Source organism: Marinobacter salsuginis, from assembly GCF_009617755.1.
Lineage (GTDB): Bacteria > Pseudomonadota > Gammaproteobacteria > Pseudomonadales > Oleiphilaceae > Marinobacter > Marinobacter salsuginis.
Window position 1 is genome coordinate 2,231,057 of sequence record NZ_BGZH01000001.1, and the last position, 19,569, is coordinate 2,250,625.

Genomic DNA, 19,569 nt, shown 5'->3' on the forward strand with positions numbered 1-19,569 from the left:
CCGGAGTTGCAGGACGCCCAGACTCAGTTGGTACGGGCCAGGGCAGCGTCGTTGTAGGTTTCCGCAACCTTGCGCTTGGGCGCGGTGCGCACATGGGTGGTGTAGAGGGTCAGGCCGGTAAAGGCGAGGCCGCCAACCAGGTTACCGAGAACGGTGGGAATCTCGTTCCACCACAGGTAGTCCATCACCGAGAACTCGCCGCCCATGATGATGGCAGACGGGAACAGGAACATGTTCACGATGGAGTGCTCGAAACCCATGAAGAAGAACAGCATGATGGGCATCCACATAGCCAGTACCTTGCCACTGACGCTGGTGGAAATCATGGCGCCAACCACGCCCATGGAGACCATCCAGTTGCACAGCATGCCGCGAATGAAAATGGTGGCCCAGCCGGCAGCACCGAACTCCGCGTAGCCAAGCGTGCGCGCTTCACCAACACTGGCGATCTTCGCGCCAACGGCACCGGGATCGGTATTGAAACCGTAGGTGAAGATAAACGCCATCATGAAGGCGACGGTCAGTGCGCCGCCCAGGTTGCCAAGGAATACCCAACCCCAGTTGCGCAGTATGGCTGCCGGGGTCACTCCGGGGCGTTTATCAAGCAATGCAAGGGGCGTGAGCATGAACACGCCGGTCAGCAGGTCGAAGCCCATCAGGTAAAGCATGCAAAAGCCGATCGGGAACAGGATGGCGCCGATCAGGAACACGCCGGTCTCGACCGCTACGGTAATGGCAAACGCGGCAGCCAGCGCCAGAATGGCGCCCGCCATAAAGGCCCGAATCAGTGTGTCCCGCGTTGACATGTAGATCTTGGATTCGCCGGCGTCGACCATTTTGGTGACGAACTCCGAAGGCACGATGTAAGACATAATGTTTCCCCTGACTTCTCTCGGATGGCCGGACTTTTCAAGCGGCCAAAAAAAACGGCGGTACCCGGTGCCTGCAATTTGCAGGTGCGAGTAGACGCCGTCGTCTGAATGAATCTGTCGCTGTGAGCAGAACCGACATTGGTTCCGCTAACCGAGTGGGTGCAGAGACTGTGCCAGCTTGGCGGTCTGCCGGGGAAAACGGATGTAAATCAAAAGGGTAACGTTCTGAGAGGGATGTCGCGCGAAGCGGGTGAAGACGCGATTGCTGATCCGACGCACCCGATCGGTGCGTGAATGGTTAAGGCTGCTGCAACCTGGCGCAGCCATGGCGAGGCTCAGCGAAGGCTGAAGCGCACTGGCAAGGCGTAGCGGAATTTTTGTCCGGCAATCTCGTCGGGTACCTCAGGCAGGGGTGCTGCCTGCTCCAGCATGGCCAGTGCCGACTCGTCCAGAAGCTGGTGTCCGGAGCTGGTTCTCAGGCTGTGGGCGATCAGCGAGCCATCCCTCTGGAATTCGAACACTATGACAGGAGTGCCTTCCTGACCCAGGCGCCTTGCCCGTCGGGGATATTCATAATACCGGGCAAGGTGGCGGCTGAGCCTGGACAGGTAATTGTCCACTTCTGATTTGACGCCAGCGTTCTGCAATGGAACGGTCGCCTGCGATTGTTGCTCCGTTGCGGTTTCTGCCGGCTCACCGCTCGGTGCTTGCGCTTCGGCGGTCTCTGGCTCGGGCGTGGGTTCCGCTACCGGCTGAGGTTCCGGCGCTGGCTCAGGTTTCGGCTCAGGTTCAGGTTCAGGTTCAGGTTCAGGTTCTGGCTCTGGCTCTGGCTCCAGCTCTGGTTTTGGTTCTGGTTCTGGTTCTGGTACTGGTTTGGGTTCCGGTTGGGGTTCGGGTTCTGCCTTTGGCGCAGCCTCGGGTTTCGGCGCGGTTTCACCGGCCAGCTTTATGCGAATAGCGGGCGCCGTATTGACCGCGGATTCGCCCAAAGTGTTGAGCTCCACCGTCTTTTCGGGAGACGCGAACACCAGGGCGACAAGAGTGATCATGAATGCCAGCAGCAAGAGTGCCCACCGGAAGGGCGGTTGTTGCGGCATCATTGGCCAGGCTCCGTCAACAACAGAATATCCTTGTATCCGGCTTCCTCAAGCAACCGGAACAGTGTCTCCAGGTCCGCCATGGTGATTCGTTCTGCAGCGGCGATTTTCAGGGGCTGCTCTTCGCCAGGTTTTGGCAGTCTGGCAACCAGGGAGTCCCTGTCGAGTAGCTCGCCGTTCACTTTCCACTCGCCCTCGGCACTGACAATCATGTCTGCGTGGGGCGACTGCCGGTCCTCCGCCTGCTGCGTGGCAGGTAATTCCGGAAGTGGGTCATCGGTCAGTTGGCCGGCAACAATGAAAAACATGAGCAGCAGAAACACAAGGTTGATCAACGGCAGAAGTGCATCTTCCACACGTTCCATCAAGGTTTTGCCGGAGGTAAACGGAGGTGGAACCAGATCGCTCATGGTGTTGTTGCGTTCGTCCGCTTCCAGTGGCTGTCGATACCCTGGTCAACCAGGCTGCTGAGCACCCGGGTGAAGGCTCCCAGCGGTGTGTCGCCGGTTGTTGCGAGGTTTACTTCGGTAATACCGGCGTTGCCCAGCTCGGTCATGAGCTGGTCGAGGGCCATGGCCTGTCCCTGCCACTGCACCTTGCCATTGGCAGTCACTGTCAGCTCGGGCAGCGGCTCGCCAGTGATCGGGCTGCGGTTCGAGGTGTTGTTGGCCAGCTCCAGGTAATCCACGGGCAGTAGCCGGGTGGTCAGCATAAAGAACACCAGAAGTATGAACACCACATCAATCAGAGGCGTAATCCGGATCGGAATCGGACGACTTGGTCTCGGTTCAACCAGTTGCATGGGCGAATCGCTGACCCCGGACGGTTGAATAGCGATCAGGCTCCTCGCTGGTTGTCTCTGTATCAAGCTGTTGCGCCGGAGACTGGTACGACGTGTCTGCGGCCTCCAGAGTCTGCTCCGGCACGATATGCAGAACTGAAACCAGGGTGCTGTTGATGGTCTTGTGGATGCGGCGCAGACGGAACTCGATCCAGGCAGCCAGGGCGGCAAAGGGTATGGCGACAACCAGGCCCGCCGCCGTGGTGGTCAGCGCCTCATAGATGCCGCCACTGAGTTGAGTGGCGTTGGCCCGGCCTTCGGTAGCCGCCATGGCGCTGAAAGCTTCCATCATGCCGAGCACGGTTCCCAGCAGACCGAGCAGTGGCGCCAGGGCTGCGATGACTTCAATAATCTTGAGGGGTGCCTCGAACGGCTCGAGAGAATGTTGCGCATCCCGCGCGGCGGTTTCCCGAATCTGGCGATCATCCTGGCCGTTCTGAATGGCCTCAATCGTATCGGTGACAAGCCGCTGCAGCGGATTCATCTGCCCCCATCGTCCAGCCTGATGTCGAACCTCGGACGGTCGGACTGACGCCGGATCCTTCTGCCAGTTCATTACGGTTTGTTTAAGCCGGCCAGACAAACGCGGTGCATAGAGGGCCCCGAGAAGCATCAGATACACGAAGGTAACGAAGCCAATGACGGCAAGCACCACCAGAACAATCATGACAGGGCCACCCATATCAATAAGTTGGGTGATCGGGCCGGCATTCAGGGGCAGAGTTAGGTCCGTCATGCGAAGAGTTCTCAATGTGCAAAAATGGAACTAAATAATAACGATTATCATTGAATTTGCAAGCGTGTAACCTGACTTCACAAAGCCCTCTGTTAGAATTGAGTTAAATGTAAGAGTTGCAAAAAGAAAGAAAAAACGGAGGTCAGATCATTACCGGTTGTCTAACCCGCTGCGGGGCCTGGAAGTCATGATGATCAGGAGATGGTTGGGTAGCCTGGCGAATCGGGCAGTGGCCCTGGTGGTTGTTGCGATCATCCTGACGGCCCTGCTGGTAACCGTTGCCGGTTTCCTGCTGAGCCGCTCCGAGCTGGAGCAGCAGGCCCGTAACCAGGTGGAAACGATTGCCACGCTTATTGCGGGGGAGCTGGACGACAAGCTGGCCCTGCGACTGGAGGCACTCAACCACGTAGCCCAGAATCTCACCATGTCCGGTGATGTTCTCAACACCAGGGCCCGGATCCTGATCCGCCGCCAAACAGCCCTGGAGCATCTGTTCGATGCGGTTTACCTGATCGATGAAAACGGTCTGGTCATAGCCGAGAATCCCGAAGATTACCGGCAGGCGGGACTGGATGTCAGTAACCGGGAGTATTTTCAGCGGATTTCCTCCACGCTCACCCCGGTGATCAGCGAGCCTTACATCTCTCACTATCAGGAAAAGCCGGCCATCATGGTGGCTGCGCCGATTTTCGACCACCGCCAGCGTTTCATTGGTGTGATTGGTGGTGCCATCGCGCTGGATGGCAACAATTTTCTGGATCAGTTCATTAACATCCGTATAGGAACGACCGGCTATCTCGGTGTGGCAACCCGCAGTGGTTTTGTGGTGGTTGACCAGCGGGACCACCAGCCCATGGCGCCGGTGCGGGTCGCGAATCCTGTACTCCGGGATGCGATGGAGGGGTTCGAGGGCACCTTGGAGACCCGCAACAGTAATGGTGAAAAGACCATCATGTCGGTGCAGCAGCTGACCCAGGTGCCCTGGTTTGTTTCCGCCTCCTGGCCTGCCCGGGAAGCCCTTGCACCAATTACACGCACGGTGGATGCCTTCGTTTGGATCCTGCTGCTGGTCATCCTCTTGATTGCGCCCGTGGCACTGTGGCGTTTCCGGCGGCTGATGGCGCCGCTTAAGACATTGGGCATCCAGATCCGTGAGCGCCACCTGGGTATGCGTTCCGATCCGGTGGATGTCGCCGGGGGTAAGGAAATCCGCCAGGTTGCCGAGATCTTTAACACGGTGACCGATGAGCGTGATGAAGTTCTGGTGTCTCTGGCAGAAAGAGAGGCATTTTTCCGTTCCCTTACCCAGAGTGCGCCCATCGGTATTGTCCAGACCGACGTCCTGGGCCGTATCGAGTTTGCCAACCCGGCTTTCGAGGCGATCGTCGGCAAACCGGCGGAAGATCTCACATACAGTTACCTGGCCGATCGTGTGGACAGTGCCGACCGGCAGGAGGCGATTGCCGGTTGGAAGAATGCGATCAGGAGCCAGAGCGTTTTCCGGGGCCGGTTGAGACTGGCGGCTCCGGATCGGGTGATCTGGGCCGATGTGATGACGGCGGCAATCCAGACGCCTGAAAAGGCTCTCGGCACCATCACGGTCGTTCGCGATATATCCCATGAGCTGGAAGTGGAAGAGGCACTCAAGACCGAGCAGCAGCGCGCGGAAACCATACTCCGCGTTCTTCAGGAAGGCGTCCTGATGGTCGATGTCGAGGGGGTTATCCGGTTTGCCAACGATGCTGCCTGCCGCCTGCTGGGCATTGAGGGCGAGTGCGTGCTTAGAAACTTCTTCCAGTTGGTTACCATCGAGACGGAAGAGCGGGAACTGACGGCACAGGAGTTCCTGTCCGGGGATGACCTGGACAGCCTTTACGTCACCTTGCGGAACTCATTGGGCGTTCCCTTCCCCATAGACCTCACCATGCTGCACATTCGCCAGGGGCGAGAGGATGAGCGTCTGGTTTTCGTGCTGAGGGACGACAGCGATCGCCGTCGTCAGGAAGAACGGCTGTCCTGGGAGGCGACCCACGACAGCCTGACCCATTTGCTGAATCGGCGCGCGTTCAATGCGTCGCTGGTCCGTTGCCTGGGCGAGGCCGGGCGCCAGGAAGCACGTTCGGTGTTGATGCTCATTGACCTGGACTACTTCAAACCGGTCAATGATGAGGGCGGCCACCTGCTCGGCGATGATCTGCTTAAACGGCTCGCCGAACTGTTCAAGGAATCGGTTCGCCAGTCCGATACCGTGGCCAGACTGGGTGGGGATGAGTTCGGTATTATTCTACCGGCTTGTGGCATGGCCAGGGCCCAGGCACTGGCGGAACGGATTCGCGCCGATGTTGAAGCGCTTCGGATCGAACATGACGGCCGGTCCTTCGGTGTCACCACGAGCATTGGCCTCACGGAACTGACACCGGAAGATAGCGGCCCGAGAGAGGTCATGGCACGGGCCGATGAGGGTAGCTACATCGCCAAATCCCGGGGGCGCAATACGGTTGTCGTCGTCCCGTCACCACCAGCCGGCTGAGACAATGGCCTGCCACAGCAGACGAATGGCCAGCGCGGTCAGCACGAGATTAAAGATCAGTGTGAACTTATGGTTGCTCAGGGACTTCAGTACATGGAGTCCGAGCCAGGTGCCGGCAAAGCCGCAGATGATCATGGCAATTATGAATGGCAGCCATTCGAAGAAGATGAATCCGGCGGCTCCGAATACGAGCGCCTTGGGGGCGTGCTGCAGCGTCATGGCCGTGGCGAAGGTGGCCACCGTTTTGAATCTGTCGTTATGGATCTGCTTGATGAACGCAGCGACCAGAGGCCCGGTGGCGCCCACGAACAGGCTGACAAAACTGGTCAAGGCCGACGCCACAAACACGCCCGGAGCCCCGAACGCGCCTTTTGGCAGAGCCGGCCCCCAGCAAAGGTAGAGAACGAACAGGGCGATGGTCAGCTGCCAGATATGGGCCGGAAGATTCACCAGCAACCAGGCGCCCAGGGCCGCGCCTACCATGACGCCGGGCAGGAAAGCGGCAATGACTCGCCAGTCCACGTGTCGCCAGGTCAGTGCTGCCCGACCAACATTGGAGCCCAGCTGGATCATGCCGTGAACCGGAATAATGGCGGCGGGCGGCATCCAGCTGGCCATAAGTACCAGCAGCAGAACCCCGCCACCCGCGCCGAGACTGGCAGTGATCATCGAGGTGATGGTGGAACTGGCTAGCAGGAAAACGGCGACTGGAAGGCTCAGGCTTTCGGGTATCAGTTGGTGGAGTACTTCCATTCGCAGAATTCCGTTGATTTCAGTTTGGCCGTGCGACACAGGGCCTCGGTTGCCAGTTGAACGTCGGCCACATAGTAGAGCGACGCAAGACCGAGGCGGTCCCGCCCCAGATTGTGAAAAATCAGGCCGAAGGCAATATCGCCGGCGGTAAAGCGTTCATGGTTGGCGGCAAAATACTCTGCTGGTTGCGACAGCACTGGATCGTCCAACAACGCCTGAACCCGTCCGGCGCCGCCATGATACGCCTGAACCAATAGAAGGGTGAACAGACGGTCCCTCTTGGCTTCTGGCAGATGACCAAACCGTTGCTCGAAAACCGGAGCCAGATTGCGGGCATTCTGGTTCATCAGCCGCAGGGCGCAGTCGATCTGTGCCAGCCGATGCCAGAAATTGTTGGGGGCAATCTGGCAGTCGGACAGAGCCGCAGGTGACAGCTGCAGGATGCCCCTGGCGTTTGCCCGGGAATGGGCTCTTGCCTGTGCGCCACTCTCAATCAGGATCTGGCCCGCCAGGTAGCGGGGCAAGGCTTGTGGCAGAGTCAGGCGGTTCTGACTGCTGCGGTGCTCGTACACGTAGATCAGTGCATCATGAAGGCTTTCCGGAGCACTGCTGTCGGCAAAATTGAGGTCGTCCCAGGCGCCCCAGATCCGGTCCGCCGGCAGGGTGCCAAGATACCGCGCAACGGCCTCGTCGACGTTCACATGGGGTTGGTCGCAGGAAAGGGCGAACGGATAGCCGGTCTGGCCGGTCTCGCCGGCAACCCAGTCTTCCACCTTGCCATTCTCATACAGTGATTTTCGGGTGGTGTTCAGCAGGCGCTGGGTGGCCTCGCGGTCTTCGCCATCACTGATCCAGGCCAGAAAGCGCCCCCGCATATCGTAGAGGACGTGGCGCTGGGCACTGGCGCAATAGCCGGATTCTTTTAATACCCAGCGCCGGATCGTGAGGATGTTTTCAAATACCCCCTGGCTGACCCAGTAGGGCGAGGACCGGACCACGCGGGTCCAGTCGCTGTCTTCACTGGCCGCTGGCGGCGGGTCCTGGGCGGCAACGGCAACCGGCGCTGCCAGGATGAAAATCACGGCAAGCTGGCGTAAGCTCTTGAGAATTCTGACCATAGACGATATACCCGTGACCTTCCTCAAAACAGAATAACAAAGGGAACCTGCCATGAAGCAATCTGAATATCTTCGTTACGATGCTACCGCACTCGCTGATCTTGTCCGTCGGGGTGAGGTCACTTCAAGGGAAGTATGCGAGGCAGCGGTTGAGCGGGCAACCCGCGTGAACAGCACACTTAATGCGATCTGCTATCCGCAGTTCTCCGAGGCGCCAGCACAGCACTTCCCCGAGCAGGCGGTTTTTGCCGGCGTGCCCCTGCTGCTCAAGGACCTCGCCCAGGAGCAGTCGGGTCACCCGTGTACCTACGGCAGCCGGGGGCTGATAAAGAATATTGCGCCCCAGGATTCGGAATTTGTCCGCCGGGCACGGGACGGTGGGCTGGTTTTCCTGGGGCGAACCGCCACGCCGGAGTTTGGTCTGAAAGCGGTGACCGAGTCTGAGCTCTGGGGGCCAACCCGCAACCCCTGGAACACGGAGCTGACCCCGGGTGGCTCAAGTGGCGGCTCCGGCGTGGCCGTGGCGGCCGGCATTGTACCCATGGCCGGCGCCAACGATGGCGGCGGCTCCATCCGCATTCCCGCAGCCTACAATGGCCTGTTTGGCCTCAAGCCGTCCCGGGGACGCATTTCCTCGGGTCCCTTTATGGGTGAAGCCTGGACCGGTGCGTCTACCGACCATGTGGTCAGCCGGACGGTGAGAGACAGTGCGGCGATGCTGGATGTGCTCAGTGGGCCGGCTCCGGGCGACCCGTTCGAGATTCCCGGGCCGTCTGCGGCCTACTCCGAGCTCATGCAGCGGTCTCCGGGCGAGCTAAGAATCGGCGTGTTCACGTCTTCACCCTACAATACGGAGGTAGCACCGGAGTGCGTTGCAGCCGTGGAGGAAACGGCCCGGGTTCTCGAGAATCTGGGTCACAGGGTTGAGTATGCTGCGCCGGAATTCGACGGCATGGCCCTGGCCCGCTGCTACCTCGGCCTGTATTTCGGTGAAGTGTCGGCGCTGATGGCGAAGGCGAAAGAGCAGTTCGGCGCCACCGACAGCGATTTCGAGCTGGATACCCGGCTGATCGGCATGCTTGGTGAGACGATGCCGCTGTCCGACTATGTCCGGCGGCGCCAGCAGTGGAACGAGTTTGCCAGGGCGCTGGGTGCATTTTTCGGGAGTTACGATCTCTACCTCAGCCCGACCACCGGGCAGTTGCCGGCCGCCATCGGCGAACTGGAAACGCCGGCCCACCTCAAGTTCGCTGCCCGCCTGATGCTGAAATTGAAGGCCGGCAAACTGGTTCATCGTACTGGCCAGGTGGATCAGATGGCCCTGGAAAGCCTGGCCCGGACGCCGTTTACCCAGTTGGCAAACCTGACCGGGACACCTGCCATGTCGGTACCGATGCACTGGACTGCCGAAGGTTTACCGGTCGGGGTCCAGTTTGGCGGTCCCCACGGCGCCGAAGCGACCCTGCTTCAGCTGGCGGGCCAACTGGAAGAGGCCAATCCCTGGTTCAGCAACTACGAAAGGCTTGAGGACGCGTTCTGAGGTATCCGGGGTTGTGATCCGGCTGGGGAAACTCCACGTTTATCTTTGTAGCCGGAACAGGCTATGCTGTTAGTCAGGAAGACCCCTTCTTCCTGAACGACCCTGATGGCATCGAGGAGGCGAGCGTATTATGAACCAACCGATGGCAATCGACGAACTGGTATCAGTAGCACAGGCCGAGGCCATGGGGGAGTTAGACGCCCCCATGATGGCCATCGTCCTGTCCAGCGAACAAAGCTATGACTTGCCCATCAATTCCCTTGAAACCGATGCCGACAAGGCCCGCTGGGGGTTGATCCTCCGCGCCGCCCGCGAGCATGTTGAAGCGGATGCCGTGGCCGTGCTGTACCCGGCCTGGACCACCATCCGTCACAAGAAACCCGAAGTGGAAGCCGAAGCGGCCCAGGAAGCCATTGAGGAAGAAGCCGAGGGTGCCGACGATTCAGACGGCCCCATCGACACCCTGTTCGTGCAGCTGCACACCAGGGATCACGTCTACTGGCGGGGTTTTGAACAGATTCGGGATCCCAAACATCAGCGTATCATCGGCTTCCGCCGGATCAAGGCGCTGTCCACCGATTACAAACGGGACGAAGCACCCTCCGTAGCCTCCTGGCTGAGCACCCTGTTCGAGCCGTTGCCGGAAGAAGGCGAAGAGACTAACGTAGATCGCGAGCTGGCCGACCTGCTGGAAGAGCCGGAAGTCAGCGCCGCACTTTACCCGCGCCAGATGCGGGCCCTGCACTGAAGAAGAACTGACAGCCGGAACCAGTGGCTCCGGCTGTCAGTGGGTGGACATCAGGGTCAGGCACAGCTGCGCGTTTTGAATAAAGTGGCCGAATGCTGACAGCTGCTCTTTCGAGGGCGTGTAGGTCCCGGCTGCATTGTCGGCGTAAAACAGACCGATAAGGCGTCCATTGGCCTTGATCGGGCCGATCAAGGCCGGCACTTTGCCGAGCCAGCGATCGTAGGGCACTCCCTCGGCGTTCGGTTTGGGCTCGAAGATGCTGCAGTGTGCATGGGGCAGAAGCGAACCCAATGGTCCGGTGCCGTCCTTCCGAATCACAAAGTGCTGGCGCCATTCCTCCGTGCCGCGACCGCCGAGTTTCCGGGGCACCAGTTCGTTGCCAGTGCGGTCACTCATTAACAGGGCGACCCGCTGCATACCAATTGCCCGGTGTATTCCTTCGATGACCAGCTGACAGACTTCGTTGATGTCCGGTTTCTCCGCCAGGCACTGGCTCAGTTCACGCAGGATTTCCAACTGAAGTTCCGGATCCATGTCCGGAGCCTGTGCTCCGGCGTCGCCTGATTTGCCGTCGGCGCCAGGCATCATGGCGGTGACCTGAGGGATGCCGAGAGAAACGGCCACCCGGGTGGCTTCCGAGGCGTTCACCTTGAGTTGATCGCGGACCACGGCCGGGCTCTCACCGATGTCCTTGCCCAGACGCTCCAATACCTTGTCCATGTCCGGGCCGCTCCAGCCCTGTTCGGACAACCGGGCCATCTCCACGGAATTCCGCACCAGGCTTGAGGCCGTGGAATTGGCCTGCCCCGGCGAGACAACATCCTTGATAAAGGGCCCCAGGGACCAGGCATCCACAAGCCCCCGGGTGATTTCCGTAAAGGTTGAGTGCAGCACGGCCTTCTGCGCCTCAACCGGTGGCTCATCAAGGCGCAGGCGTTCCTCCAGTTCTGTAGCCTGGTCGGTCTCGCAGGACCAGAACGCCAGCTCGCCAATGTTCATCAACAATGCCCCGATAAATACTTCCTCAAGCGCAGTTTCGTTGCGTCTGGGCATCAGGCACCGGGCCTGAACCGCGGCGTGGATCGCCCGGGCCAGGCAGCGCAACAGGTGGGGGCGGTCGTTGCGTTTCAGCAGGGCATCGACGATCAGTGAGGAGATGGCCATGGATTTCACCGCGTCAAAGCCGATCAGGGTGATCGCGCGGCTTACCGTGCTGACCTGGGTCCGGGTCTGGTTATAGAACACGGTATTGGACAGCCGTAGCACCTGGGAGGTGAGCTGGGCATCGTTGAGAATGACGTTGGCAAGCTCATTAACCGTGCTGTTCTTGCTGTCGGTCAGCTCATTGATTCGCCGAAGCGTATTGGCCAGTACCGGCAACTCGACTTTGCTGAGGTAGGTAACCCATGCCTGGGTAGAGTTCATCCTTGAGGGCGTTGGTTGTTTTTCGTTGGTCACGTTGGAGAGTCTCTGGGCAGCGCGTCTCTGGAAGAGCTCCGGGGAAATGTGAGGTTCTTTTGTTTTCCAAGTTTAGTTCACCAGGCTGCGCGGTGTCAGGTAACCGTTTGTGTAAGGATATCTACCCACACTGAGAATCATTCCGGAATTCGGGTTTGCCGACCGTTTGGGCTATAATCGCCGGTTTTAACGCTGCACCCACAAGGCGCTGACCGTGATTGTATTTGACCAGGTACAGAAGTCGTATCAGGTAGGCGGCCGGGCGATCCCCGCGCTGCATCCCACCAATATGACCATTCAAACCGGCGAGGTGTTCGGCATTGTTGGCCATTCCGGCGCCGGTAAATCGACGCTGGTGCGTCTGATCAACCTGCTGGAACCGCCCACCGGCGGCCGGATTCTGATCGACGACGAGAACATCACCGACTACGACGCTGCCGAACTTCGCGCCTTTCGCCGCAAAGTGGGCATGATCTTCCAGCACTTCAACCTGCTGTCGTCCAAGACCGTGGCGGACAACATCGCCTTCCCCATGAAGCTGGCGGGCATTTACTCGAAAGCCGAGATCCGCGACCGCGTTGAAGAACTGTTGGCCCGGGTCAGCCTCACCGACCATGCCAACAAATATCCGTCGCAGCTCTCCGGTGGCCAGAAACAGCGAGTGGGCATTGCCCGTGCCCTGGCGTGCCGGCCCACCATCCTGCTCTGCGACGAAGCCACCAGCGCCCTCGACCCGCAAACCACCCAGTCGGTGCTGAAGCTGCTGGCGGATATCAACCGGGAACTGGGACTGACCATCGTCCTGATCACCCACGAAATGGACGTGGTGCGCCGCGTCTGCGACCGGGTGGCGGTGATGGACGCCGGTGAAGTGGTGGAAATGGGGCCGGTCAGCGAGGTGTTCCTGCACCCGAAGCACCCGACCACCCGCGACTTCGTGTTCGAGAGCGAAAGCATCGACCGGGAGGAGCTTCAGGAAGACCTCAGCAAGGCCGACGGCCGCATCTTGCGCCTGACCTTCAAGGGCGAATCCACCTACAAGCCGCTGCTGGGCAGCGTCGCCCGGGAGTCTGGCGTGGATTTCAGCATCCTTTCCGGCCGTATCGACCACATTAAGGACACCCCCTACGGCCAGCTGACCCTGTCACTGGTGGGCGGTGATCTCGAGGTGGCCATGGAGGCGCTGAAAGCTGCCGACGTTCACGTGGAGGTACTGCGCTGATGGAAGCCCTGTTAAGCAATGTAGACTGGACCGAAATCGGCTGGGCCAGCTGGGATACCCTGGTGATGGTGGGCATGTCCCTGCTGTTCAGCGTCCTGATCGGCCTGCCCATCGGTGTCCTGCTGTTCCTGTTCGGCAAACGCCAGCTGCTGGAACAGCCGGTGGCCTATGCGGTGCTGTCGTTCGTGGTGAACGTACTCCGTTCCGTGCCGTTCATCATCCTGCTGATCGTTATGATTCCCTTCACCGTAATGCTGATCGGCACGTCCCTGGGCGTAGCCGGAGCGATTCCGCCGCTGGTGGCTGGCGGTGCACCGTTCTTTGCGAGACTGGTCGAAACCTCTCTGCGGGAAGTGGACCGCGGCATCATCGAGGCCACACAGGCGATGGGTGCCAGCGTTAAACAGATCATCTTTGGTGCACTGTTACCGGAAGCTCTGCCAGGCATCATCGCGGGTATCACCGTTACCGCGATCACTCTGGTTTCCTACGCGGCCATGTCCGGCGTTATTGGTGGCGGTGGTCTTGGTGACCTGGCCATCCGCTTCGGCTATCAACGATTCCAGACCGACGTAATGGTTATTACAGTCGCCCTACTGGTTATTTTCGTACAGGTGCTGCAGATGGTCGGCGACCGTCTGGTTCTGTATTTCAGCCGCAAATAGGCATGCCTTGGTGCAAGCCGCTGGCTGGGAAGCCCTTCGAAAAAACGCCCGTAAATACGTCCCTGTAGGGCTCGGTCGCGCCATCCTTGGCGCTCCACGTTTTCCGAAGGGCTTCCCCGCCAGCGGCCCGGGCTTTTCAGGTAAGCCATAACGTTTTTTTAACTGATAACAGGAGTATCGATTTATGAATCTGAAGAAAACATTTGTGGCACTGGCTGCCGCAGCTACTTTCTCAGGTGCCGTTGCTGCGGAAGAACTCTCTGTAGCAGCCACACCGGTTCCCCACGCAGAAATCCTGGAATTCGTGAAGCCACAGTTGGCTGAGCAGGGCGTGGAGTTGGATGTGAAAGTTTTTACCGATTACATCCAGCCAAACATCCAGGTTGACCAGAAGCGAATGGATGCGAACTTCTTCCAGCACCAGCCGTACCTGGATGAATTCAACGAAGGCCGTGGCACCAACCTAGTGACCGTGACCGGCGTTCATGTTGAGCCGTTTGGCGCTTACTCCAGCAAGATTGATTCCCTGGACGAGCTGGAGGAAGGTGCCGTGGTTGCCATTCCGAACGACCCCACCAACGGTGGCCGTGCACTGCTGCTCCTGCAGAAGGCCGGCGTGATTACCCTGAAGGATGAAAGCAAGATCACAGCGACTCCCCGTGACATTGCCGAGAACCCGAAAGATCTGGACTTCAAGGAGCTGGAAGCTGCCACCCTGCCCCGCATCCTGAATCAGGTGGATCTGGCGCTGATTAACACCAACTATGCGCTGGAAGCCGGTCTGAACCCGTCTGAAGATGCGCTGGTGATTGAGGGCTCCGAGTCCCCCTATGTGAACATCCTGGTAGCCCGTCCGGACAACAAGGACAGCGAAGCCATGCAGAAGCTGGCCGAGGCCCTGAAGTCTGATGCGGTTCGCGACTTCATCATGGAGAAGTATGAGGGTGCCGTTGTTCCGGCATTCTGATTACTGAGGTATCGGGGCCGGGTGAAAGCATTCATCTGACCCCAGTTCCACAAAAAAGGCCGGACAGCGTCAGCTGCCCGGCCTTTTTGTTTGCACTGGAAATTGGTGATCAGTCACCGCTCCAGTTGGCTTTCGGGTCCGGTGTCATCCGCAGGTAGGATTTCACCGCCTTGTAGCCCTTCGGGAAGCGTTGCTTGATTTCTTCCTCGTCCTGCAGGGACGGGACGATAACCACGTCGCCGCCACGCTCCCAGTTGCCCGGTGTGGCGACCTTGTGTTCGTCGGTCAGCTGCAGCGAATCGATCACCCGCAGAACTTCGTTGAAGTTACGACCGGTGCTGGCCGGGTAGGTAATCATCAGGCGCACTTTCTTGTTCGGATCAATCACGAACAGCGAACGCACCGTGAGGCTGCTGTCGGCATTGGGGTGGATCATGTCGTACAGCTGCGACACTTTGCGATCATGGTCCGCGATGATCGGGAAGTTCACCGAGCAACCCTGGGTTTCGTTGATGTCCTTGATCCACTCGTGGTGGGAGTCAACGGGATCGACACTCAGGGCGATGGCCTTCACACCGCGCTTGGCGAACTCATCCTTCAGCTTGGCGGTCAGGCCCAGTTCCGTGGTGCAGACCGGGGTAAAATCCGCCGGGTGTGAAAACAGCACGCCCCAGCTGTCTCCCAGCCAGTCGTAAAACGAAATCTTCCCTTCACTGGAGTCCTGCTCAAAATCGGGTGCGGTATCTCCGAGACGTAAAGTCATGTGTACTCTCCTTCGATCATGGTAGTGACAATTTCGTTTGTTATATCGGCAAGAAAGCTGCCGGGTTGTATTCTGCCTGTATACGTCAAACCTTGGTGCCATATGAGGCAATTACAAGGGGCTCAAACCCCCAATGCCTTCTCTTTTTCAAAGTGCTCCCGGGTAAGCTTGAACACGACCGGGCTCAGCATCAGCAGGGCGATCAGGTTTGGCAGCGCCATCATGGCATTCAGGGTGTCTGCCACCAGCCAGACGAAGCCCAGGTTGAGGGTGGCGCCAACGGGGATGGCCAGAATCCATGCAACGCGGTAAGGCACAATCGCCTTTACGCCGAACAGGAACTCGATACAGCGTTCGCCGTAGAACGACCAGCCAAGAATGGTTGTAAAGGCAAAAACTGCCAGGGCGATAGCTACAAGATAGTTGCCAACGCCGGGTAGCGCCTCCTGAAACGCCATGGATGTCAGGGCAGCGCCGGATTCCCCGGAGGTCCAGGTGCCGGAGGTAATAATCACCAGGCCGGTGATGGTGCAGATAATAATGGTGTCAATGAAGGTGCCAAGCATGGCCACCATACCCTGGTTGATCGGGTTACGGGTTTGCGCCGCGGCGTGGGCAATGGGCGCGGAGCCGAGGCCCGCTTCATTGGAAAAGATGCCTCGCGCCACACCGAAACGGATTGCGGCCCACACGGCTGCACCGGCAAATCCACCCTCGGCGGCGATGGGGCTAAAGGCGTGCTTGATCACCAGGGAAAAGGCGGCGGGAATGTCGGCGGCGTTAATCGCCAGCACCACCAGCCCGGCAATCAGATAGGAAACCGCCATCAACGGCACCAGGGCACTGGCAACATGGCCGATCCTGCGGATGCCACCAATCAGGACCATGCCCACCAGGACCATGAGCACCAGGCCAGTCAGCCAGTGTGGCAGTCCGAAGTTGGTTTCCATGACATCCGCCACCGAATTGGCCTGAACCGTGTTGCCGATGCCGAAGCCGGCAATGGCGGCAAATACGGCGAACAGGACACCAAGCCAGGCCCACTTGCGGCCCAGCCCGTTGCGGATGTAGTACATGGGGCCACCAACGTGATCACCGCGCTCGTCCACCTCCCGGTAGCGCACAGCCAGCACTGCTTCGGAGTACTTGGTGGCCATGCCCACCAGGGCCGTGAGCCACATCCAGAAGAGGGCCCCGGGGCCGCCGAGGAACACCGCGGTTGCAACACCGGCAATGTTGCCGGTGCCCACAGTGGCAGAAAGGGCTGTCATCAACGCCTGGAACGGCGGGATTTCACCCTCGGATTCGGCTCCGGCGGCAGTACGACCTTTCCACATCAGCCGGAAGCCGGCGCCCAGCTTCAGCACCGGCATCAACTTGAGGCCGAGACTGAGGAACAGCCCGACGCCCAGTATCAGAACCAGCATGGGTGGGCCCCAGACCAGTCCGTTTATCTGTCCTACAAATTCAGAAATAGCTTCCATGGGATCTCCCTCTGTATGCCATGGATTGGTATGGATTTTTGACCCGGGTTGGGTATAACCGGTTGAGTTTAGTCAGATATCTTTCCGTGTAAACCGACGGCCCGGGAAAATTGGTGGATTCGGGTGTGATTGCCTATGCTCATAGCAATGGCGACTATCCAACAAGGGGAGGGAATCTGCCCATGCGTTCACTGAAAGTGTCAGATGTCATGTGGAACCACATCGAGCCGGTCCGCTGTGGCACGCAGCTCACCAAGGTGGTGAAGACGCTGCTCCACAATCACGTAACCGGCCTTCCGGTTGTTGATGACCAGCGCCATGTTATCGGATTCATCTCCGAGCAGGACTGTATCCATGCCCTGCTGGTCAGCGGCTATCACCGTGAGGGCGATCCACTTGTTGACGACGTCATGTTCCGGAAACCGGTGACGATTTCGGCAGAGATGGCCGTAGTGGATCTTGCCCAGAACCTCGGTGCGGGCAAGCCAAAGGTGTACCCTGTTGTGGATCACGGCAAACTGATTGGTATTGTCACCCGTACTGCTATCCTGGCCGAGCTGGCGCGCACCGGTTTCGGTCTCGAGCCGCCAAAGCACGCCAGTGCCCTGGACTGAAACACACCTATTTTCTGAATTGAGGACACTATGGAACTCCTATCCACGAACGTCTGTTTCGAAGGCGAGCACCGCCGCTACCGGCATACTTCCGCTACCCTCGAATGCGACATGGAGTTTGCGGTGTACCTGCCGCCCGTGGCTGTGGGCTCCAACCCGAAGAAGGTGCCGGTTCTCTACTGGCTATCAGGGCTGACCTGCACCGACCAGAATTTCATGCAAAAGGCGGGTGCCCAGAAACGGGCTGCACAGCTCGGCATGGCGATTGTGTGCCCGGACACCAGCCCCCGTGGGGTAAACCTGCCGGGCGAGGACGACAGTTACGATTTTGGCTCCGGAGCCGGTTTCTACATCAACGCCACCGAGCAACCCTGGGCACCCCATTACCGGATGTATGACTATGTGGTGAAGGAATTGCCGCAGTTGATCGAGAACGAGTTGCCGGTTACGGACAAACGTTCAATCAGCGGCCATTCCATGGGCGGCCATGGTGCCTTGATCTGTGCCCTGAAAAACCCCGGTCGATATGCTTCGGTGTCTGCCTTTGCGCCCATTGCCAATCCCACCGAATGTCCCTGGGGCCAGAAAGCTTTCAGAGGCTATCTGGGGGATGATCCGCGCAGCTGGGAAGAGTGGGACGCCACCCTGCTGATCCCGACCGCCCGCGAACGATTGCCGCTACTGGTGGATCAGGGCACGGCGGATGAGTTCCTGGACAGTCAATTGAACCCGGATGTTCTGGCAGATACCTGTGAGAAGTTCCACCATCACATCAACCTGCGCATGCATCGGGGCTATGACCACAGCTATTTCTTCATTGCCTCGTTTATTGATGATCACCTGGATCATCATGCCGAAGCACTGGGTCTTTGAGCAGGCTCTATCGGAGGATGAAGCAGGTCAGGAGCGGAAGCCCCAGACCAGGCTGAAGTCCATGGAGGGCATGATTTCGGGCTCCTCGAGAGCCTGGATACCAAAGTCAGGCTCGCTGGTATCCCGCTCGAAAGTGCCGGAATAACGGTTGCCGCGAGGGCCGAAAATGGCTTTAACGAATGGCCCCCGGGCCCGCACTGGCCGGCGGGTGACCACGCCCACTTCGTTGTTTTCCAGCCGAACCAGAATGCCGGGCGGGAACTCGCCCAGAACCTGCAGCAGGGCCTTGGGTATGGCCGGGCGATACTTGCCGTCTGCAAGATTGGCAATCAACTTGCGGGCGTTGGCCACGTTCATGCGCTGCCGGTAGGCCCGTTTGGTGATCATGGCCACGTAGCGCTCTGCCAGTGCCAGAATTTCCGCTTCTGGCCGTATTTCGGTACCACTGAGGCCTTTTGGATAGCCGCTGCCATCAGCCTGTTCGTGGTGTTGGGCGATGATGGTGAGCAGTAGCTTGTTGTCGATGCCTGCGGCCCTGAGGGCCTGGATGCTGCGTTGCGGGTGCTTGCGAATAACGCTCCGTTGCTCGTCGTTGAGGACCGTATTGGACGCATTCAGCTTGTCGGCAATGGGCACCAGTGCAAGATTGGCCGTCAGGGCCGCGGCAGTCAGTACGGCAACCCGGCTCTCCTCAAGACCGAACTGACGGCCGATGAACTGGCACAAAATGGCGTAGAACAGGATTTGCTCGTGAATGACCGGACCGATCGAGTAAAGATGAACCAGCGCCAGGGTTGCGTCGGGTGACTCGGTGCAGGTGCGCTCAATCATCCGGGCCAGGCCCAGCAGGCGTTTCTGTGCCGAGGGGTCGGATTCGGTGATGGCGTTCAGGGTTGCTTCAAGGGAATGCAGCAGATCCGGGTAATCGGCAAACGGGTTGCGATCCCGTGTATCCTCGAAGACCTCTTCCTGGGGACGCTCTATCTTGCGGGGTTTGAACCGGCCCCGTTCGAACAACTGTTCCAGCTGGGAGTTGGTCTGAATCACGTAGCCCTGGCGCAACAGGATATTCCCGTCGGTGTCATAGACATCCCAGGGCAGGGGGCGGCCGATGGTCAGCGCGCCGGGAGCGATTCGAACAAGTTCGGTCAAAACAGGTGTCTCGGGTACAGGTTAGTTATGTAGCTTTGCAAGTGTAACCCCGAATGCCCATGGCCCTCCACTGAAGCCGCAATTCTGTGAGCATGGGGCGGTATGGTTTTACCTGATTTTACGGCTGCTACTGTTT

At 59.1% G+C, this 19,569-nt stretch carries 19 protein-coding genes; 8 read left to right on the forward strand and 11 right to left on the reverse strand.

Features of this window, described 5'->3' with window-relative positions; translation table 11 throughout:
- Positions 1-23 precede the first annotated feature (23 nt).
- The 5 genes from GJU83_RS10110 to GJU83_RS10130 form a co-directional block, all read right to left on the reverse strand.
- A complete protein-coding gene (locus GJU83_RS10110; protein WP_008176963.1) occupies positions 24-872 on the reverse strand; it encodes a formate/nitrite transporter family protein in 849 nt (282 codons plus the stop codon).
- 335 nt (positions 873-1,207) lie between these two features.
- Positions 1,208-1,972: an energy transducer TonB gene (locus tag GJU83_RS10115; RefSeq protein ID WP_153634232.1), complete on the reverse strand. Its 765-nt coding sequence runs from the start codon at positions 1,970-1,972 to the stop codon at positions 1,208-1,210.
- Complete coding sequence (locus GJU83_RS10120; RefSeq protein WP_136630411.1) at positions 1,969-2,379, reverse strand: ExbD/TolR family protein; 411 nt, start codon at positions 2,377-2,379, stop codon at positions 1,969-1,971. Before GJU83_RS10120 ends, GJU83_RS10115 begins: the two co-directional genes overlap by 4 nt.
- Positions 2,376-2,771, reverse strand: a complete 396-nt coding sequence (locus tag GJU83_RS10125) for an ExbD/TolR family protein (protein WP_008176970.1) — start codon at positions 2,769-2,771, stop codon at positions 2,376-2,378. The genes GJU83_RS10120 and GJU83_RS10125 overlap by 4 nt, the downstream gene beginning before the upstream one ends.
- A complete protein-coding gene (locus GJU83_RS10130) occupies positions 2,758-3,546 on the reverse strand; it encodes a MotA/TolQ/ExbB proton channel family protein (protein ID WP_153634233.1) in 789 nt (262 codons plus the stop codon). The genes GJU83_RS10125 and GJU83_RS10130 overlap by 14 nt, the downstream gene beginning before the upstream one ends.
- Positions 3,547-3,733: 187 nt before the next feature.
- Between GJU83_RS10130 and GJU83_RS10135 the strand changes: the two genes are divergently transcribed.
- Entirely contained in the window at positions 3,734-6,076 is a 2,343-nt protein-coding gene (locus GJU83_RS10135) for a sensor domain-containing diguanylate cyclase (protein WP_153634234.1), read from the forward strand.
- Here GJU83_RS10135 and GJU83_RS10140 read toward each other — a convergent pair.
- A complete protein-coding gene (locus GJU83_RS10140) occupies positions 6,059-6,829 on the reverse strand; it encodes a sulfite exporter TauE/SafE family protein (RefSeq protein ID WP_153634235.1) in 771 nt (256 codons plus the stop codon). The genes GJU83_RS10135 and GJU83_RS10140 overlap by 18 nt on opposite strands.
- Positions 6,808-7,947: a lysozyme family protein gene (locus tag GJU83_RS10145; protein WP_153634236.1), complete on the reverse strand. Its 1,140-nt coding sequence runs from the start codon at positions 7,945-7,947 to the stop codon at positions 6,808-6,810. Before GJU83_RS10145 ends, GJU83_RS10140 begins: the two co-directional genes overlap by 22 nt.
- Before the next feature lie 52 nt (positions 7,948-7,999).
- On the opposite strand from GJU83_RS10145, the gene GJU83_RS10150 reads away from it, so the two are divergent.
- Together GJU83_RS10150 and GJU83_RS10155 are read left to right on the forward strand one after the other, a co-directional pair.
- Positions 8,000-9,487 (forward strand): amidase, encoded by a 1,488-nt coding sequence (locus GJU83_RS10150; protein ID WP_153634237.1) that lies wholly within the window; start codon positions 8,000-8,002, stop codon positions 9,485-9,487.
- A gap of 130 nt (positions 9,488-9,617) precedes the next feature.
- Entirely contained in the window at positions 9,618-10,235 is a 618-nt protein-coding gene (locus GJU83_RS10155) for a hypothetical protein (protein WP_153634238.1), read from the forward strand.
- Between the two features lie 36 nt (positions 10,236-10,271).
- Here GJU83_RS10155 and GJU83_RS10160 read toward each other — a convergent pair whose 3' ends face one another.
- On the reverse strand, positions 10,272-11,693 hold the full coding sequence (locus tag GJU83_RS10160) for an HDOD domain-containing protein (protein ID WP_153634239.1): 1,422 nt from the start codon (positions 11,691-11,693) through the stop codon (positions 10,272-10,274).
- A 214-nt stretch (positions 11,694-11,907) separates the two neighbouring features.
- Here GJU83_RS10160 and GJU83_RS10165 point away from each other — a divergent pair, with 214 nt between their 5' ends.
- The 3 genes from GJU83_RS10165 (at position 11,908) to GJU83_RS10175 (ending at position 14,547) form a co-directional block, all read left to right on the forward strand.
- Positions 11,908-12,915: a methionine ABC transporter ATP-binding protein gene (locus tag GJU83_RS10165; RefSeq protein WP_153634240.1), complete on the forward strand. Its 1,008-nt coding sequence runs from the start codon at positions 11,908-11,910 to the stop codon at positions 12,913-12,915.
- Positions 12,915-13,580 (forward strand): methionine ABC transporter permease, encoded by a 666-nt coding sequence (locus tag GJU83_RS10170; protein WP_104320885.1) that lies wholly within the window; start codon positions 12,915-12,917, stop codon positions 13,578-13,580. Before GJU83_RS10165 ends, GJU83_RS10170 begins: the two co-directional genes overlap by 1 nt.
- A gap of 184 nt (positions 13,581-13,764) precedes the next feature.
- Positions 13,765-14,547, forward strand: a complete 783-nt coding sequence (locus GJU83_RS10175) for a MetQ/NlpA family ABC transporter substrate-binding protein (RefSeq protein WP_153634241.1) — start codon at positions 13,765-13,767, stop codon at positions 14,545-14,547.
- A 109-nt stretch (positions 14,548-14,656) separates the two neighbouring features.
- Here GJU83_RS10175 and GJU83_RS10180 read toward each other — a convergent pair whose 3' ends face one another.
- Complete coding sequence (locus GJU83_RS10180; protein ID WP_069182577.1) at positions 14,657-15,310, reverse strand: peroxiredoxin; 654 nt, start codon at positions 15,308-15,310, stop codon at positions 14,657-14,659.
- Between the two features lie 122 nt (positions 15,311-15,432).
- Positions 15,433-16,794, reverse strand: a complete 1,362-nt coding sequence (locus GJU83_RS10185) for an alanine/glycine:cation symporter family protein (protein WP_064229278.1) — start codon at positions 16,792-16,794, stop codon at positions 15,433-15,435.
- A 182-nt stretch (positions 16,795-16,976) separates the two neighbouring features.
- On the opposite strand from GJU83_RS10185, the gene GJU83_RS10190 reads away from it, so the two are divergent.
- Together GJU83_RS10190 and fghA are read left to right on the forward strand one after the other, a co-directional pair.
- Complete coding sequence (locus GJU83_RS10190; RefSeq protein WP_008176998.1) at positions 16,977-17,408, forward strand: CBS domain-containing protein; 432 nt, start codon at positions 16,977-16,979, stop codon at positions 17,406-17,408.
- A 30-nt stretch (positions 17,409-17,438) separates the two neighbouring features.
- A complete protein-coding gene (fghA, locus tag GJU83_RS10195; RefSeq protein WP_153634242.1) occupies positions 17,439-18,281 on the forward strand; it encodes an S-formylglutathione hydrolase in 843 nt (280 codons plus the stop codon).
- 27 nt (positions 18,282-18,308) lie between these two features.
- Here fghA and GJU83_RS10200 read toward each other — a convergent pair whose 3' ends face one another.
- Positions 18,309-19,433, reverse strand: coding sequence for an HD-GYP domain-containing protein (locus GJU83_RS10200; protein ID WP_069182580.1), 1,125 nt, complete (start codon positions 19,431-19,433; stop codon positions 18,309-18,311).
- Between the last annotated feature and the right edge of the window lie 136 nt (positions 19,434-19,569).

What these genes read in the sequence shown, in the direction of transcription:
- GJU83_RS10190 (WP_008176998.1), top strand. Translation starts at nt 16,977, where the DNA reads ATGCGTTCACTGAAAGTGTCAGATGTCATGTGGAACCACATCGAGCCG.
- GJU83_RS10135 (WP_153634234.1), top strand. Translation starts at nt 3,734, where the DNA reads ATGATGATCAGGAGATGGTTGGGTAGCCTGGCGAATCGGGCAGTGGCC.
- GJU83_RS10180 (WP_069182577.1), bottom strand. Translation starts at nt 15,310, where the DNA reads ATGACTTTACGTCTCGGAGATACCGCACCCGATTTTGAGCAGGACTCC.
- GJU83_RS10145 (WP_153634236.1), bottom strand. Translation starts at nt 7,947, where the DNA reads ATGGTCAGAATTCTCAAGAGCTTACGCCAGCTTGCCGTGATTTTCATC.
- GJU83_RS10125 (WP_008176970.1), bottom strand. Translation starts at nt 2,771, where the DNA reads ATGCAACTGGTTGAACCGAGACCAAGTCGTCCGATTCCGATCCGGATT.
- GJU83_RS10175 (WP_153634241.1), top strand. Translation starts at nt 13,765, where the DNA reads ATGAATCTGAAGAAAACATTTGTGGCACTGGCTGCCGCAGCTACTTTC.
- GJU83_RS10150 (WP_153634237.1), top strand. Translation starts at nt 8,000, where the DNA reads ATGAAGCAATCTGAATATCTTCGTTACGATGCTACCGCACTCGCTGAT.
- GJU83_RS10185 (WP_064229278.1), bottom strand. Translation starts at nt 16,794, where the DNA reads ATGGAAGCTATTTCTGAATTTGTAGGACAGATAAACGGACTGGTCTGG.
- GJU83_RS10140 (WP_153634235.1), bottom strand. Translation starts at nt 6,829, where the DNA reads ATGGAAGTACTCCACCAACTGATACCCGAAAGCCTGAGCCTTCCAGTC.
- GJU83_RS10130 (WP_153634233.1), bottom strand. Translation starts at nt 3,546, where the DNA reads ATGACGGACCTAACTCTGCCCCTGAATGCCGGCCCGATCACCCAACTT.
- GJU83_RS10120 (WP_136630411.1), bottom strand. Translation starts at nt 2,379, where the DNA reads ATGAGCGATCTGGTTCCACCTCCGTTTACCTCCGGCAAAACCTTGATG.
- fghA (WP_153634242.1), top strand. Translation starts at nt 17,439, where the DNA reads ATGGAACTCCTATCCACGAACGTCTGTTTCGAAGGCGAGCACCGCCGC.
- GJU83_RS10115 (WP_153634232.1), bottom strand. Translation starts at nt 1,972, where the DNA reads ATGATGCCGCAACAACCGCCCTTCCGGTGGGCACTCTTGCTGCTGGCA.
- GJU83_RS10170 (WP_104320885.1), top strand. Translation starts at nt 12,915, where the DNA reads ATGGAAGCCCTGTTAAGCAATGTAGACTGGACCGAAATCGGCTGGGCC.
- GJU83_RS10110 (WP_008176963.1), bottom strand. Translation starts at nt 872, where the DNA reads ATGTCTTACATCGTGCCTTCGGAGTTCGTCACCAAAATGGTCGACGCC.
- GJU83_RS10155 (WP_153634238.1), top strand. Translation starts at nt 9,618, where the DNA reads ATGAACCAACCGATGGCAATCGACGAACTGGTATCAGTAGCACAGGCC.